The 14,733-nt window shown below is 67.5% G+C and carries 15 protein-coding genes and 1 pseudogene; 4 read left to right on the forward strand and 12 right to left on the reverse strand.

What is annotated here, in order from left to right; translation table 11 throughout:
* Window positions 1-2: 2 nt before the first annotated feature.
* From CIK75_RS10705 to CIK75_RS16060, 10 genes and pseudogenes are all read right to left on the reverse strand, one after another.
* Window positions 3-1,928, reverse strand: coding sequence for a proton-conducting transporter membrane subunit (locus CIK75_RS10705; protein WP_096224152.1), 1,926 nt, complete (start codon window positions 1,926-1,928; stop codon window positions 3-5).
* Window positions 1,925-2,227, reverse strand: coding sequence for an NADH-quinone oxidoreductase subunit K (locus CIK75_RS10710; RefSeq protein WP_096224154.1), 303 nt, complete (start codon window positions 2,225-2,227; stop codon window positions 1,925-1,927). Before CIK75_RS10710 ends, CIK75_RS10705 begins: the two co-directional genes overlap by 4 nt.
* Entirely contained in the window at window positions 2,224-2,805 is a 582-nt protein-coding gene (locus CIK75_RS10715) for an NADH-quinone oxidoreductase subunit J (RefSeq protein WP_096224156.1), read from the reverse strand. The genes CIK75_RS10710 and CIK75_RS10715 overlap by 4 nt, the downstream gene beginning before the upstream one ends.
* Window positions 2,802-3,743, reverse strand: coding sequence for a complex I subunit 1 family protein (locus CIK75_RS10720; RefSeq protein WP_096224158.1), 942 nt, complete (start codon window positions 3,741-3,743; stop codon window positions 2,802-2,804). The genes CIK75_RS10715 and CIK75_RS10720 overlap by 4 nt, the downstream gene beginning before the upstream one ends.
* Window positions 3,736-4,992: a hypothetical protein gene (locus CIK75_RS10725; protein WP_096224159.1), complete on the reverse strand. Its 1,257-nt coding sequence runs from the start codon at window positions 4,990-4,992 to the stop codon at window positions 3,736-3,738. The genes CIK75_RS10720 and CIK75_RS10725 overlap by 8 nt, the downstream gene beginning before the upstream one ends.
* Window positions 4,983-5,333 carry an NADH-quinone oxidoreductase subunit A gene (locus tag CIK75_RS10730; protein ID WP_096224161.1) on the reverse strand — a complete coding sequence of 117 codons (351 nt, stop codon included), beginning with the start codon at window positions 5,331-5,333 and terminating at the stop codon, window positions 4,983-4,985. The genes CIK75_RS10725 and CIK75_RS10730 overlap by 10 nt, the downstream gene beginning before the upstream one ends.
* 130 nt (window positions 5,334-5,463) lie before the next feature.
* Window positions 5,464-6,162: pseudogene (locus tag CIK75_RS16555) on the reverse strand (transposase family protein); the annotation flags it as partial.
* A gap of 198 nt (window positions 6,163-6,360) precedes the next feature.
* Window positions 6,361-7,920: a multicopper oxidase family protein gene (locus tag CIK75_RS10740; RefSeq protein WP_096224165.1), complete on the reverse strand. Its 1,560-nt coding sequence runs from the start codon at window positions 7,918-7,920 to the stop codon at window positions 6,361-6,363.
* Window positions 7,921-7,971: 51 nt separating this feature from the next.
* On the reverse strand, window positions 7,972-8,865 hold the full coding sequence (locus CIK75_RS10745) for a F510_1955 family glycosylhydrolase (RefSeq protein WP_241895408.1): 894 nt from the start codon (window positions 8,863-8,865) through the stop codon (window positions 7,972-7,974).
* A gap of 144 nt (window positions 8,866-9,009) precedes the next feature.
* On the reverse strand, window positions 9,010-9,393 hold the full coding sequence (locus tag CIK75_RS16060; RefSeq protein ID WP_143413330.1) for a hypothetical protein: 384 nt from the start codon (window positions 9,391-9,393) through the stop codon (window positions 9,010-9,012).
* A gap of 155 nt (window positions 9,394-9,548) precedes the next feature.
* On the opposite strand from CIK75_RS16060, the gene CIK75_RS10755 reads away from it, so the two are divergent.
* Window positions 9,549-10,298, forward strand: a complete 750-nt coding sequence (locus CIK75_RS10755) for a sulfite exporter TauE/SafE family protein (protein ID WP_086997196.1) — start codon at window positions 9,549-9,551, stop codon at window positions 10,296-10,298.
* 61 nt (window positions 10,299-10,359) lie between these two features.
* Here the strand turns inward: CIK75_RS10755 and CIK75_RS10760 are convergent, their stop codons facing one another.
* Window positions 10,360-11,076, reverse strand: a complete 717-nt coding sequence (locus CIK75_RS10760; protein WP_241895409.1) for a class I SAM-dependent methyltransferase — start codon at window positions 11,074-11,076, stop codon at window positions 10,360-10,362.
* Window positions 11,073-12,020 (reverse strand): NAD(P)/FAD-dependent oxidoreductase, encoded by a 948-nt coding sequence (locus CIK75_RS10765; RefSeq protein ID WP_096224169.1) that lies wholly within the window; start codon window positions 12,018-12,020, stop codon window positions 11,073-11,075. The genes CIK75_RS10760 and CIK75_RS10765 overlap by 4 nt, the downstream gene beginning before the upstream one ends.
* Before the next feature lie 69 nt (window positions 12,021-12,089).
* On the opposite strand from CIK75_RS10765, the gene CIK75_RS10770 reads away from it, so the two are divergent.
* The 3 genes from CIK75_RS10770 (at window position 12,090) to CIK75_RS10780 (ending at window position 14,701) form a co-directional block, all read left to right on the forward strand.
* Window positions 12,090-12,665: an XRE family transcriptional regulator gene (locus tag CIK75_RS10770; protein ID WP_096224171.1), complete on the forward strand. Its 576-nt coding sequence runs from the start codon at window positions 12,090-12,092 to the stop codon at window positions 12,663-12,665.
* A 107-nt stretch (window positions 12,666-12,772) separates the two neighbouring features.
* Window positions 12,773-13,399, forward strand: a complete 627-nt coding sequence (locus CIK75_RS10775; protein WP_096224172.1) for a phosphoribosylanthranilate isomerase — start codon at window positions 12,773-12,775, stop codon at window positions 13,397-13,399.
* Between the two features lie 120 nt (window positions 13,400-13,519).
* Window positions 13,520-14,701 (forward strand): acyl-CoA dehydrogenase family protein, encoded by a 1,182-nt coding sequence (locus CIK75_RS10780; protein WP_086997184.1) that lies wholly within the window; start codon window positions 13,520-13,522, stop codon window positions 14,699-14,701.
* Window positions 14,702-14,733 lie beyond the last annotated feature (32 nt).

A 14,733-nucleotide genomic window follows, 5' to 3' on the forward strand; every position in this document is an offset into this window, starting at 1 on the left:
GGTTACCTCACGACGATCAGTAGGGTCAGGGCGGCGACGGCGACCAGGGCCGCGCCGGCGTAGTAGTCGGCGATGGCACCCGTTTGGGTGCGGCGGGCCCACCGGCCACCTGCGGATATCCCGGCGACGAGGCCGGTCAATGCGTGCTGCACGAGACGATCGACCCGGGCGGCCAGGTGGGCCGTGGATTCGAGCCGGCGGCGGGAGTCCAGCACCGTCTCCTCCAGCTGGTCATCGACCCGGGCGGCTAGGTGGGCCGTGGATTCGAGCCGGCGGCGGGAGTCCAGCACCGTCTCCTCCAGCCGGTCATCGGCCCGGGCGAGCGCCGCGGCGGCGCCGAACAGGGGACGCACGAACACGGCTCGGGAGGCCGCCTCGAGGCCGAACCAGCCGGCCGCGGCGTGCATGCGCGGGGTGCCCCGGCGCCAGACGAGGGCCGCCACGAGGAGGGCAACCACGGCCGAAGCCGCGAGTTCGCCGGCGGTGGCCTGTGCCTGTGCCTGCGCGTTCAGCAGCGCCCGGAATGGTCCGGACAGGCCCGGAAGGGCGGTGACGCCCAGGACGGCGGCCGCGGCGGCGAGCACGAGCAGGGGCGCCGCTGCGGTGGAGGGGATGTGGCGGGTGCCGTGGCGTTCGGTGTCCCAGTGGGTGGCTTCGATGGCGTGGCGTTGTCTCCGGTCGGGTGTGGCCCAGACGACGGCGATCATCTTCGCCGAATAGGCGGCGGCCAGGGCGGCGCCGACGAGGCCCGCGGCATAGAGTGCGGGGCCGTGCTCCAGGGCGACGGCCAGGACCGCGTCCTTGGCCAGCCAGAGCGAAAACGGCGGCAGGCCTGCCAGGGACAACGCCCCGATCAGGAACGTGGCTCCAATGACCGGCCAGCGCCTGCCGACCCCGGACAGGGCGGAAAGCTGTTTCGAACCCACGGCGGTCAGCCAGGCGCCGGCGACGAGGAAGAGCAAGGCCTTCGTCGCGGCGTGGGCGATCAACTGCGAGGTCCCGCCGGCGGTGGCCCCGATCCCGGCGGCCAGGATGACGAACCCGAGCTGGGCGGCCGTGGAGGCGGCGAGCAGCTGCTTGAGGTCGGTTTGGGCCAGCGCGACGAGGCCGAGGACGATCGCCGTCGCGGCACCGATCCACGCGGCCGTGGGCCCGGCCCAGGCCGTGGCCAGCAGCAGCGGCTCGAGCCGGAGTAGCAGGTAGCCGCCCATCGCGACCATGGCTGCCGAATGCAGCAGCGCGCTGACCGGCCCCGGCCCCTCCATGGCACGGGAAAGCCAGAAGCTGAACGGCAGTTGCGCCGCCTTGCCCAACCCGGCGACCAGGACGCCGGCGGCGATGACGTGCAGCCACGGGCCCTCGGCGTCGGAGAGGCCGCTCAACTGCCACCCGCTCCCGGCCAGGACCGCGGCCCCCGCGGCGGCGTAGAGGCCCAGGTCCGCGGCCCGGGTCACGGTGAAGGCAACCAGGCCCGCCGGCATGGTTTCGGGCCGGCCCCAGTGGAAGCCGATCAATGCGTAGGACGTGGCGCCCATGATCTCCCAGGCCCCGAGCAGGGCGGGGAGCGAGGTCGCGGTGATGGTGAGCATCACCGCGGCGGTGAAGACGAGCATCAGGCCATGAAACCGGGCCGGCGGGCCGGTGTGCTCGGCGGCAGCGAAGCACAGCACGAGCAGGGCCACCGACGCGACCGTGGGCAGCAGGACCGCGGTGAGTCCGTCGACGGCCAGGGACGCACCGGTGGGGGAGATGAAGGGCAGGGCGAGGTCGGGCCTGCCGAGCGCCGCGGCGATCGCGGCTACGAGGGTGAGCCCGGCGACGACGATGGCTAGCGCGGGGGCGGCGCGTCCGGCACGGCGGCCGGCCAGCAGCAGGAGGATCCCCGCGGCTCCGGGGGCCCCGATGACGAGCACGAGTGCGGCGGTCATCCGTGCAGCTCCGTGGCCTCGTCGGTCATATCCGAGTTGCGTGAGCGGTGGATGACGGTGGCCACAGCGAATCCCATGGCCATCTCGACGGTCATCGCCGCGAGGATGACCAGCAGCAGCGTCTGCCCGTCGGGGGTCGGTGCCAGATGGAACCAGAGGGCTCCTGCGGCCAGGAGCACCCCGTTGATCATCACCTCGATGCCCATCATCACCATCACGATCACCTGCTGGGACAGGGCCCCGTAGAGGCCGATGGAAAAGAGGGCGGCGGCGACCAGCAGCACCAGTTCCAGGGTCATCGTCCCAGCCCTCCGCGGATCGGATCCTCGGGTTCGGTGCGTCCGTCGTCGCCGCGGCGGTCCAGCCCGTCCCCGCGCCGGTCGTAGCGGCCCCTCGGGTTGGCCAGCACGCCGGCGGCGACGATGGTGGCGAACAGCACGGGGCTGATCGTGAGCATGACGAGCATCTTCGAACCCATCAGCGCTTGCCCGAGCGCGCCCGTGGGGTCCTGGGCGGGCACCCCGGCGCGTGCGGGCCAGTCGATCAGCAGCGCACCGGCTGCCAGCAGGAGAAACACGAGCAGGGAGATCACCGCGGAGCGGCGCTTGTTGTGGGTCATGTCCATGGGCATCAGCGCCGGGTTCATGCCCATGTACATCACCATGAACACGGCCATGATCGCCATTTCCATGACCATCATCAAGATGGTGATCACCCCGATGTAGTCCAGGTCCAGTTGCACGATGATGGCCCCGACGCAGATAAAGGAGACGGCCAGGGCGTAGGAGGCACGGGCCATGGAGTCGACGATGAACACGGCGGCGGCACTGGCCACGGCGCCGGTGGCAAGGACCCAGAACAGGATGGCCGTGATCATGGTGCACCTCCATTGAGGACGACGACGATGGCGGCAATGGCGAGCTGGAGAAGGACCAGGGGCATGACCAGCACCAAGGCGATCTCGGCGAGACGCTCGGGCCGCACCGTGGGGAAGAGCCGGCGCACGGTGGTGAAAACGACCACCAAGGCCAGGGTCTTGATGACCACCCAGGCCGCAGCCGGCAGCCAGGGTCCGCTGCCGCCGCCGAAGAACAACGGGACGGCGAAGGCCGAACCGGCGACGAGGAGCATGTAGCGGCCGGTCTGGACCAGGAGCCGGTCGACGCCGCTGAGTTCGGCGATCACGCCGCCGGCGGCGTCGGTTCCGGTTGCCGTCTGGAACGGGCCCCAGGAGGAGAACGCGACCACCGAGGCAGCATAGACCACGAACGCCACGGGCATCCAGGCAACGAACCAGAGGCTGGACTGGGCCTGCTGGATATCCAGCAGGCGCAGGCTTCCGGCCCCGACGGCAGGCGCGGTCAACGCGAACATCAGGGGCAGTTCGTAGGACAGTGCCTGCGCCAGGAACCGGTACCCGCCCACCAGTGACCAGGTGCTGTTGGCGCCCCATCCCAGCAGCCACCAGCAAGCCCAGAGCAGCACGTCCATGGCATTGAACCAGACGAGTCCGACCGGAAGATCGGCGAAGGTGAAGTCCCCGAAGGGAACCACCAGCACCTTGAGCACCGCCGAGACGGCCAGGCCGGCACCACCGATCCGCCAGAGCAGTGCGTCGGCACCGGGCAGGGTCCGGCGCTGCTGGCGCAGCAACCGGGCGCCCTCCTGCAGTGGTGCGGCCACCCCTGCCGCCGCACCCACACCGCACGTCCGGCGATCCAGGGCGGCGTTCAGGGCAGCGGCCAGCAAGGCGGCGGCGGCCACGCCCACGGGCAACACCAGGGACCAGAGGGCGGACAGGGTGGCGCTATCCATCTTGTGCCACCGCCAGTTCCCGGATCCGGGCAGGTTCGATGCAGGCAATGATCAGCCGGACCGTGGTCAGTTCCTGCCCGATCACCGCGGTGCCAATCTCCTGCAGCGTCTGCGGCCAGGGCTCTTCCCCGATGCCGGCAGGCGCGTTGTCGAGCAACGCAATGGCGGTCTGCAGCCAGTCCAGCAGTCTGGTCCGCGCATCGATCCTGCCGGCATGGGGGATGCCGGCCAGGGACCAGCGCAGTGTCCGCGAACGGGCGATCCGCCGGATCGTCCGACGCAGCCTGGCGGCGACCGGCCCGGGAGCGGTTCCGCTCAGCAGTTCGTTCCGGGCCCGGTGGACCGCTGCAGCGGCCGGGGCCCATCCCGCGAGGGCCAGCAGATGTCCCGCCGTATCGCATAGTTCCACAGCCCGCAGCCGGTCCCCGAACGGCATGGCGGGCTCGGTTTTTCCGGGTCCGGGGAGCAGCTCCGCGGTTGCTTCGCCGACGACGTCGCCGTGCAAAGTGCACCGTAAGACCAACGCGGCAGGCCAATGGGGCAGGACCGGGCCGAGGGCCAGATGGGTGATGTCCATTTCGAGACCGTCACGGTCGCCGTCGTCCCCGCTGGCCAGCGCGATGCCTGCAGGACCGGACATATCCATGTCCATGTGATCCATATCCATCTCACCCATGTCCATGTCCATGTCAGTGTTCTTGTCGTCCATGTCCGCGTGGGAGCTCGGGGTCTCGTGCGGGGCGGGCTCGTTATGGTGCGCGGGGTCATCTCCGGGACCGGGATGCCCTCCGTGCCCGTCTACCGGGTGTCCTTCGGCTGGTGGTTCGCCCGGATGTCCCTGATGATCATGTTGCGCCGTCTCGGTTCCGGACGCCGCTGGGGTGCCCTCTTCGGCTTCTACGTTTTTGGGGCGTTGCCGGGCGTCGGCGAGTTGGGCAGCCCGATCACCCAGTAGTGCCGGCAAGGAGTCAAATGCCGGGGGTAGGGCTTCGAGTGTGGAGATTTGCGCGTATCGGCGGGGACCAGGGATTTGGTTCCAGAGGCCCTCGATAAGGGGTCCGAACACTTCGGTCGGATCGCCGCAGACGAGCAGGACATCGGCGTCCGCCGGGGCGTCGGCGATGACCCAGCCCCGGACGGTGATCACGGCCTCGGCATGCATGCGCAGGAGGCGATGGCCGGGGATCTCCAGGACCAGGATGTGGATACGGGTGGTGGCCAGACGGTCCACCAGCTGACCTAGACCCATCGGAAGGCTCCTTCCCGCCAAGCCCAGACGATGCCAACGAGGAGCACGCCGAGGAAGACGAACATCTCGATGACCGCTGCCGCGCCCATTTGGGCCACGACCACCGCCCACGGGTACATGAAGAGCATCTCCACGTCGAAGGCCAAAAACACCAGGGTCATCGGATACCAGCGGGCATGAAACCGTGAAAGGGCATGCTCGTCCGGGGCCCATCCGGACTGGTAGGGGAGTACCTCGATCGCTTCCTTCGACCCGGAAAGGATCCGAGCCAGAAGGTACAGGAGGCCGATGGAGCCAAGGCACACAGCAAGGACGATGAATACGCTCGCGTAGACGGACATGCAGCACTTTTCCTGGTTGGGCCTTCCCAGTGGCCTGGGTGCGGACGGATGTTTGGTTTTCCTGTGTGGCTGACGAACTCGAACGTATACCCCTGCGGGGTATCAATTCAAGGGTTTGGCCCACCCGCAGCGCGACGGTCATGGACGTCCTCGGCATTCCCCTGTCCGCATGCACGATCTGCGGAAGCCCCTGGACGCCGAAGACCTCTTTCATCATCTCCTCGGCCAACACCGCGGACTCATGGGCATGGACGTGGGCACCGACAACGTAACGGGAGTACATACCGATCATGACGTAGGCGTCGTAGTACTTGCCCTTCACGGGGCCAGCAAGCTGGGTGGTGTTCCACGACTAGACCTGGCCCGGTCCCGTAGCGACCAACTCCGGTTTGGTTCGTGCCGGATGCCGAGCCTGCCGGCGCCGCTCGTTGACCTGCCGATTCCGGACCAGGATCCGGTAGAACGTAGACACCGACCCCAGATAGACGCCCTCGTCGAGCAGCCGAGCGTAGACCTGCAGAGGGGCCAGATCCACGAACTCCGGGCAGTTCACCGTCTCAAGGATCCGTGTACGTTGGGCATCGGCGAGCTTATTGGCCGGGGCCATGGATTCGGACTGAAGTGGCGTCGGAGTGCTGCGCGTTCTGGTCGCGGTGAAACGCGATACTCCGGCCGTGGCGGCAGCGGCCCGGGTGAGAATCCCGGCGGTGGTGAGCCCGTGGTAGGCGCCGCCTTTGGTGCGTTCCCAAGCGGTCTCGTAGGTGGTGAGGTAATCGAGTTTCTGCGCGGGGGTGAACGACCGTCTGGGGGTCGGGTCTCCGGCACGGGGCCTAGAGCACTCATGGGGCTATCTTCCCGCACTGCGGTCAAGGACAAACTGGACATGGATAAATGGGTTCCTGATTCTCGCACTACGACATCAACTTGCTCTGGGCCACTGGCCTCAAAAAATCCTGGCACGCAGAGCCCGGACGCTTCTCCAACAGGATCGGCAGGTGTTGGCTTTCATTGGTGGGCGGTGAGCCGCCTAGCTGGTGTAGGAGAAAACCCCCATCATCCCCTGCTCTGCATGGTAGACATTATGGCAATGGGTGAGCCACTGTCCCGGATTATCTGCGTCGAAGAAAACCCTCACGGTTTCGCCCGGCCGGACGATCACGGTGTCCTTGCGGGCACCATCGGTCCCGATCTGGAAGCTGTGCCCATGTAGGTGCATCGGATGCCACATCATCGTGTCGTTGATGAACACGACCTCGACGCGTTCGTCGACCTTGACCTCGAAAGCCTGCTCATACGGTGTGGCCAGGTCGAACCGGCGGCCGTTGATGCCCCAATCAAATTTCGCCATCCCTCCGGTGAGGTGCAGCTCGTGCGTGCGATCCGTCGCCTTCTCGGGCAGAAGGACAGCGGGATCCGCCTTGAGCTTTCCGCCGTCGACCACTGTGCCTTCGAGGGTGTCCGGCAGCTTCGTGGAGGCTGGCTTGTTCCCTGCTCCGGTGTCGATGTATCCGACGGCATGCCCTGATTTGCCTTCGGGCAACGCCAGGACGGCGGTGGCTCCCGCCTGCACTTTCACGAGGGCATCGATCCGCTCGCCCATGCCCAGCACGACGGCGTCGGCCGTGGCATGGCGCACGGGGAACCCGTCGGTGTGGGTCAGCGTGAGCTGCTGCCCGGGGATCCCCACTCGAAACGCAGTATCCCCGCCGGTGTTGATGATCCGCAGCCGGATCACGTCGCCGGCCGCGGCCTTCAACGTTTCGGCGTCGTCGGGGCCCTTCCCGTTGAACAGGTGGACGGGGTAGTCGACATCCCCGGCGTCCCCGCCCAGGTAGTCGCTGCCGGAGCCCATCGCCATGCCCGGCATGTTCCCGCCCATCGAGCCCTTACCCTCCGAGGGCATGGAACCATGCTTCATTCCCGACTGCGAGTCGTGGCCCATCCCCGACATGCCGTCGGCCAGGCGTTCGAGGGTCTGATCGGGCGTCCCGTCCAGACCATCGAGCCAGTCATCGAGCACGATGACCCAGTCGCGGGTGTACTCCAGCGGCTCCTCGGGATCCTCCACGACCAGGGCCCCCAAGAGCCCCCGATCGCGCTGGGTGCCGACATGGGAGTGGTACCAATAGGTGCCCGGGTGCGGCACCCGGAAGTCGTAGGTGAAGGAGGATCCGGCGGCCACGGCGTCCTGGGTCAGGCCAGGGACCCCGTCCTGGTCGTTGCGCAAGGCCAGGCCGTGCCAGTGGATGCTGGTCGGTTCCGGCAACTGGTTCTTCACCACGGCACGGAGCTGGTCTCCGGCCTGGGTGCGGATCACGGGGCCGTGGATCGCATCGTCATAACCCCAGGTGGTCACCTTCTTCCCGTCGATGGTGCTTTTGAAGGGGGAAGTGGTGAGATTCTTCCGCACGGTGGTTCCCGTGCTGGCGCGGCGTGCTTCGCGCTGGGCGACTGCCGGGTCTCCGGGCAGGATCCGTTTCGACGTGGAACCGGGGTTTGGCCCTCCGGAACAGGCGGCGAGGGCGGCGGCGGCAGCTCCGGCGACGGAGAAGGTGAGGAATCGGCGGCGGTCGATGAAAGGGGTCATGGTGAATCCTTGATGATGGGTATGGCGAAGACGGGGACGACGGCGGGGCGTTCAGTCACCTGCGGACGGCGCGAAGGTGGCGCCTGTGTCGGTTGAGACCAACAGTCCTTCGGCGGTGGCCACATGGAGCAGGGGTTTGCCCTCGGGACCGGTGGTCGCCGCGATGGCTTCCACGCTGGCGCCAACACGGCCGACGCTGGCCCAGGTGGCCCCGGCATCGTCCGAGAAGTGGACCATGCCGTCGGGGCTGATGCCGAAGGCGTCCTGCTGGCTGGCGAAGGCGGCGTATTGGATGACGGGGGCACCGTCGGGCAGGCTCCAGGTCTTTCCACTGTCGGTCGAACGGTAGGGCCCTGCTTCCGTGGTCGCCAGCACGGTGTTGCTGGTTGGATCGGCGGCCAGGGCGAACGGTGCGAAGGGTGCTTCGACGCTGCTCCAGCTGATCCCGTCTTCGCTGGTGCGTAGCGTCCCGTCGAAGGCCACGATCCCCGAAGCGGTGCCGGCGAGTGCATGGAAATCGGATTCCCCTTCCCTCGAGAGGGTCTCCCAGCTTTCACCTCCATCACTGCTGCGCAGCAGACCCACGGGATTCGGCGCCGGGTCCCCGGCAGCGGGGTGGCCGGAAGCGTAGAAGACATTCGCGTCGTTCGTCGCAGCAAATCCCATCATGTCGAATTCCGGGCCGATCTTCCGGGCCGGATCCTTCGACACGTCGAAGAGCCCTTCGTGGGTTGCCAGCAGGATTTCTCCGCTGTCGGTGCTTGCCGACAGTCCGTGGACATGCCCGCCGGGCAAACCGTTGCTGGTGCTGGCTGCCGGGGTGGGCTCCGTTGGTGCCGTGGCGGAGGAACAACCCGTCACGGCCAGCAGCAGGCCGGTAGCGAAGAGGGGGACGGCCAGCGGGCGGACTCGCCGGGCGGCAGGTGATAAGGGGAGGATCTTCATGATCGGGGATTTCCTTCAGGACTCAGGGGCGCATGGCCCACGCAGATTGATGGCGCGTCGGGGGAAGGACCCGGAGCAGGATCGCGACGCACCAGATGATCTCGTGGCGTCGGGTGGGCACCCGACGGGAGGCGAGTCGGCGGTCTACGTCCTGTTGATGGAAAGCTCTCCCGGTGTGGGAGACGGCGGGTGGTGGGCCGTGGGGCGCAGCGATGGCTGCGCGGGACGGGGGGCGTCGGCTAGCCAACCGATGAACGGCGGTGGTGGCGCCGCCAACAGATGGCCAGAAGAAACCGTGAGACATCCGCCATCGGAAGCAATCCCGGCCGAGCAATGCACGGAATCGCCGGCCGGGGGCATCGGCGTTTCGTGGATGTTCTGGGATGACACGGAGCCATGAGCTGGTGGAGTGCTGACGTCATGGGCATGGGCTACGCCCGTCATGCACATCAGGACGGCCAACAGGGTGAGGAGGATCCCCAGACGCGGAACCGCGGGCGCGACACGACGTACTGTGTGTGCGTACATGGTTCCCTTCCGGAGGTCGGCCGTGGACGCATCATGCGCCCGCCCCGAATATACCCCTAGGGGGTAGAGGACTCAAACCACCCCGGAGATGGCTCCTCCAGGCTTTCCCACGAGCCGACCCGTCGGCCCGCGGGGTTGCCGCTTAGGCTGTAGCAGTGGATCTTCAACTCCTGGCCGTGGCCGCCTCCCTCGTGTTCGTCGGTGCCGTCGCGCAACGGGTCGCCGGGCTGGGATTCGCCATGCTGGCCTCGCCGTTCCTGGTCCTGCTGCTCGGCCCCCATGAGGGGGTGCTGCTGGTGAATATCTGCGGCGTCGTCTCCTCCACGCTGATCACCCCGCGGGTCTGGAAGGACATCAACTGGTCGGCGTTCCGCTGGCTGGCCGCCTTCAGCGTCGTCGGATCCGTCATCGGTGCCCTGATCGCCACCCGGCTCGAATCAGCTGTCCTCTCGCTCTCGGTGGGCATCATCGTGCTGATCGCCCTGCTGCTCTCCCTGGGCCTTTCCCGCTCCAGCATCGCCGTGGGAGGGGCTGGCATACGATCAGCCGCCGGAGCGCTGTCCGGGTTGACGAGCTCCATGGCAGGGGTCGGCGGTCCGGCGGTCAGCGCGTACGCGGTGCTCACCCGGTGGGACCAGCGCTCCTTCGCCGCCACCATGCAACCGTTCTTCGCCGTGACCGGAACCGTTTCAGTGGTGTCGAAGGTCCTGCTGGCTCCGGAACAACAACTCATCCTGCCCTGGTGGTACTGGGCGCTGATCGTGCTGGCCATCGTGGTCGGGATCTTTGGTGGTGAACGCCTCCAGCGCTATGTCCATGACCATCATGCCCGCGCGTTCATCCTGATCATCGCGTTCGTCGGAGCCTTTGCCGCCATTGCCAAGGGGTGGCTCGGCCTCCTCTGAGTCGACGGCCCGGCCAGGGCCGCCGGCCGCGGGGGCCGGCAATGCCCCGGGCCCGGTCCTGCTAGTTTCGCCGGGCGACGATGACGGTGTCTTCCAGGTCGACGACGGCCCCCTCGGGGCCGGTGGCCTGCCGCGGCCTGACCTCCGCGGTGACGACTAACCACCGGTCCTCGTCGAGTCCGAGGAGTTCGAGTTCCTCGGCAGGGGTGGGGAAGTCGCCGGGGCCGTGGGAGCTGGGCGCCTCATCGGGGCCATGCCGGTGTCGGGACCAGGGAGGCGTGGCGGCATGGGAGACGATGAGCAGGGTGCCGCCCGCGGTGACGGCGTCCGCAGCCCGGCGCAGAACCTTACCGCGGTTCAACTGCACCGGCGAGGCCAGGAAGCAGGCGGAGACCAGATCGTAGGTTCCCGGCGGGAAGTCCTCGCCCAGATCCACCTGCAGCCAGCTGACCGCTTCTGCGCCCAGGCCGCGGGAGTGGGCCTGGACGGCGGCCCGTTCGAGGGCGGTGGCGGAAATATCCGCCCCGGTGACCTGCCAGCCGGCCTCGGCCAGCCACAGCGAATCCCCGCCTTCCCCGCAGCCCAGATCCAGGGCGCTGCCCGGTTTCAGCGGGGAAACAACGTCCACCAGGGCCCGGTTGGCAGCCCCGCTCCAGATCCTTTCGCGCTCGCCGTACCTGGCTTCCCAGAAGGCGCGCGGCTCGATGGGCGCCTCGGTGGGCGCCTCGTCGTGGTGGTGGTGTTGGTGCTCCATGTCGGTGCTGCTCCGTTCGTTCATGCCGCGTGAACCTGCTGTGCTGCGTGGTTGAAATCCTCGGTCACCAGGTCCATGTTGACCATGCTGCCAGCCATCGTGCCCGCCGACATGCTCATCGGCACATTGGCCATCGGGGCGACGAGGTTTCCGGCAGCCCAGATCCTCGGGTGACTGGTTTTGCCGGTGGGACCCGCGGCAATGAAGCTGCCACAAGGTGTCTGCTCCCGCGTCAAACCCAGTCCGTCAAGGTAGGCGTCCTGGGGGTGGAGTTCACCGGCGGTGAAAAGGGCGTCGAGGTTCCGTTGCCCGCCGTCTACCATCCGCACCCCGGTGAGGGCCCCGGCGTCGTTCCTGAGGATGCCGGTGACCTGCCGGTTGTCGATCACCACGTCCCGGGAGGCCAGGGTGGTGGCCAGTGCGTCGTCGATGGGTCCGGCGCCGGCGCTGAAGAGGACGACGTCGTCGCTCCACTGGCGGATCAGCTGCGCCTGGTGCAGGGCCATGGGCGAGGTGGCCAGGATGCCGAGGCGTTGACCGCGGACCTCCCAGCCGTGGCAATACGGGCAGTGCAGCACATCGGTTCCCCAGCCCGCGGCGAGGCCGGGCAGCGGCGGGAGTTCATCGCTGATTCCGGTGGCGGCCACGAGGCGGCGGGCAGCATGGCGCCGGCCCTGGGTATCGGTCACGGTGATACCGGCGTCGGTTGCCACGACGGTTGCGGCTGCCGCCGTGCCGAACTGGACGCCATAGCCGGCGACCTCGGAACGGCCGCGGGCCAAGAAGTCCTCGGGGGCGGTGCCGTCGTTGCCCAGGACACCATGGATCCCTGCGGCGAAGCGGTTGCGCGGGGTGCCGGTGTCCAGGACGAGCGTGCTGCGGAGCGAGCGGCCGAGCATCAGTGCTGCACTGAGACCCGCGGCGCCGGCGCCGATGATGATGACGTCGTAGTTGCTGTTGGTTTTCATGCTTCAACTGTGGAACCCCCACTGCTATGATGGCAAATATCTTTGCAGAAACAGCAAGAAGGGAAAGATGTGAAGGATACGGTTCTCGAGCAGATCGGCCCCCGACTCCGGGCTGCCCGGGTGAAGCAGGATCGGACGCTGGAGGATCTGGCCTCCAAAACCGGCATATCGGTGTCCACGCTCTCGCGGCTGGAATCGGGCAAGCGCCAGGCCAGCCTGGAACTGCTGTTGCCGCTGACCCGAGCGCTGCGCATCGGCATCGACGAGCTCATCCCCGCAGAGGTGCCCGACCCGCGCATCCGCCCCACCCGCAGCATGCACCACGGCATCCAGACCCTCAGGCTGTCTCCGCCGAACTCGCCCACGCAGACGTTCAGGATGACCTATCCGGGACGCCAGGTCATGCCGGAGCCCCGCGTGCATGATGGATACGACTGGCTGTATGTGCTCTCCGGGAAATTGCGCTTGCTGCTGGGGGATCGGGACCTGGTGCTCGAACCCGGGGAGGCCGCCGAATTCGATACCCGGATCCCGCACGCCATGGGATCGGCGGATGGCCGATCCGTGGAGGTGCTGAGCATTTTCGGGGGAGACGGCGAACGCATCCACACCAGGGTTTCCGACGGCGACCGACCCGGCGACTGATCCGCCGGCCCTGCCCTCGGACGGCTGGCCGAGGCATGGCCCCGTGCAGGATACTAGGGGAGCACCCCGGCGAGCTGCCGGGCGGAGGCGAGGAGCGGAGCCCGGACATGACCGAACGCTATGTAAAGATCTGCGGGTTGAGCACGCCCGGAACCGTGGCTGCCGCCGTGGAGGCCGGGGCCGATGCCCTGGGTTTCATCTTCGCCCCCGGCAGTGTGCGGACCGTGGAGCCGGCGATGGTGCGCCAGCTGATAGCTGGCATCCCCGAGGCGGTCGAAACCGTAGGGGTTTTCCGCAACCAGCCCCTCGATGTCGTCCTGTCCACCGCGGCAGCGGCAGGGGTGTCCACCGTCCAATTGCATGGTGATGAACCACTGGCCGATATCCGCGCCGCCCAGGAGGCTGGTTACCGCACCCTGCGGGCCTTCTCCGCCCCGGCGTATGCCGACCTGTCCTCGGCCGGTCGTGCCGAGTGGGCCGCCGAGCGGATCCTGCTGGACGCCGTCGACCCCGGGGCCGGTGAGACCTTCGACCCCTCGGTGCTGGCCGGCCGGGCCCCTGGGGGGTTCTGGCTGCTGGCCGGAGGGCTCACCGTGGACAATGTCGCGGCCCTGCTGAACAGCTCGGGGGCCACGGGCGCCGACGTCTCCAGCGGGGTGGAATCCCGGCGCGGGGTCAAGGACACCGGGTTGATCCGCGCCTTCATCGCCGCGGCACGGTCGGCGGCCGGCTGAGACGGTCGTCGGTCCACCGAAAACCCTTGCCCGGGAAACAATTTGCAGTTAGTGTGCAAATTGTTCGGGTTGCTCGACCCGCCAGTTTCTCCACCACAGGACGGCAGAGTGAAAAACGGTATGACGGTCACCAGCGACTACTTCCTGCTCGACGAGGAACTCGACGATGCGGAGATCGCCCTGCGCGACAGGATCCGAGCCTACGTCGATACGGATGTCCTGCCCATCATCAACGAGTACTGGGAACGGGCCGAGTTCCCGCACCAGCTACGCCCCGGGCTGGCGGGCCTGGGCATCATCGGCGGCACCATCGAAGGGTACGGGTGCCCGGGGTTGAGCCGCCGGGCGGCAGGAATCGTCGCCCGCGAAATCTCCCGCGGCGACGGCTCCATCAACACCTATATCGGCGTGCACTCATCGCTGGGCATGGGGACCATCGCCATGCTCGGCAGCGAGGAACAACGCCAACGCTGGCTGCCGGAGATGGCCACGCTTCAGCGAACGGGGGCGTTCGCGCTCACCGAACCAGAGCACGGATCAGACTCCGTTGCCCTGGAAACCAGCGCCCGCCGCGAGGGCGGAGAATGGGTCCTCAACGGGCATAAGCGCTGGATCGGCAACGGGGATGCCGCCGATATCGTCGTCATCTTCGCCCGGGACGCGGCCGACGGCCAGGTCAAGGGATTCGTCATGGAGAAGAACGACGACGGTACCTACCCCGCAGGATATGAACCCACCGTGATCACCGGGAAAATGGGCAAACGGGCGATCCTGCAATCGGATATCGTGATCTCGGATATGCGCGTCCCCGCGGCCAACCAACTGGAGAACTGCCACTCCTTCCGCGATGTCTCCCGGGTACTCACCGCAACCCGTGGCGGCGCCGCCTGGGAAGCGGTAGGCCACGCCATGGCCGCCTACGAAATCGCCGCCACCTACGCCGGTCAGCGCGAACAATTCGGCCAACCGATCGCCAGCTTCCAACTGGTACAACATAAGCTGGCCAATATGCTCTCCGAGCTCACCGCCATGCAACTGATGTGCACCCGGATGGCCGAGCTGGCAGAGACCGACCGACTCACCGGTCCGATGGCCTCCATGGTCAAGATGTCCACGGCGCAGAAGGCCAAATGGATCTGCAACGAGGCCCGGGACATGCTCGCCGGGAACGGTGTACTCATCGAACGCCATATCGCCAGGCATCTGACCGATATGGACATTGTCAGCACCTATGAAGGGACCGACTCCATCCAGTCGTTGTTGGTCGGCCGGGACATCACCGGCATCTCAGCCTTCAAATAACCCTGCCGCCGAATCAATAGCCTGCCAGTACC

It is taken from the genome of Glutamicibacter sp. BW78 (assembly GCF_002332245.1).
GTDB classification, from domain to species: domain Bacteria; phylum Actinomycetota; class Actinomycetes; order Actinomycetales; family Micrococcaceae; genus Arthrobacter_H; species Arthrobacter_H rhombi_A.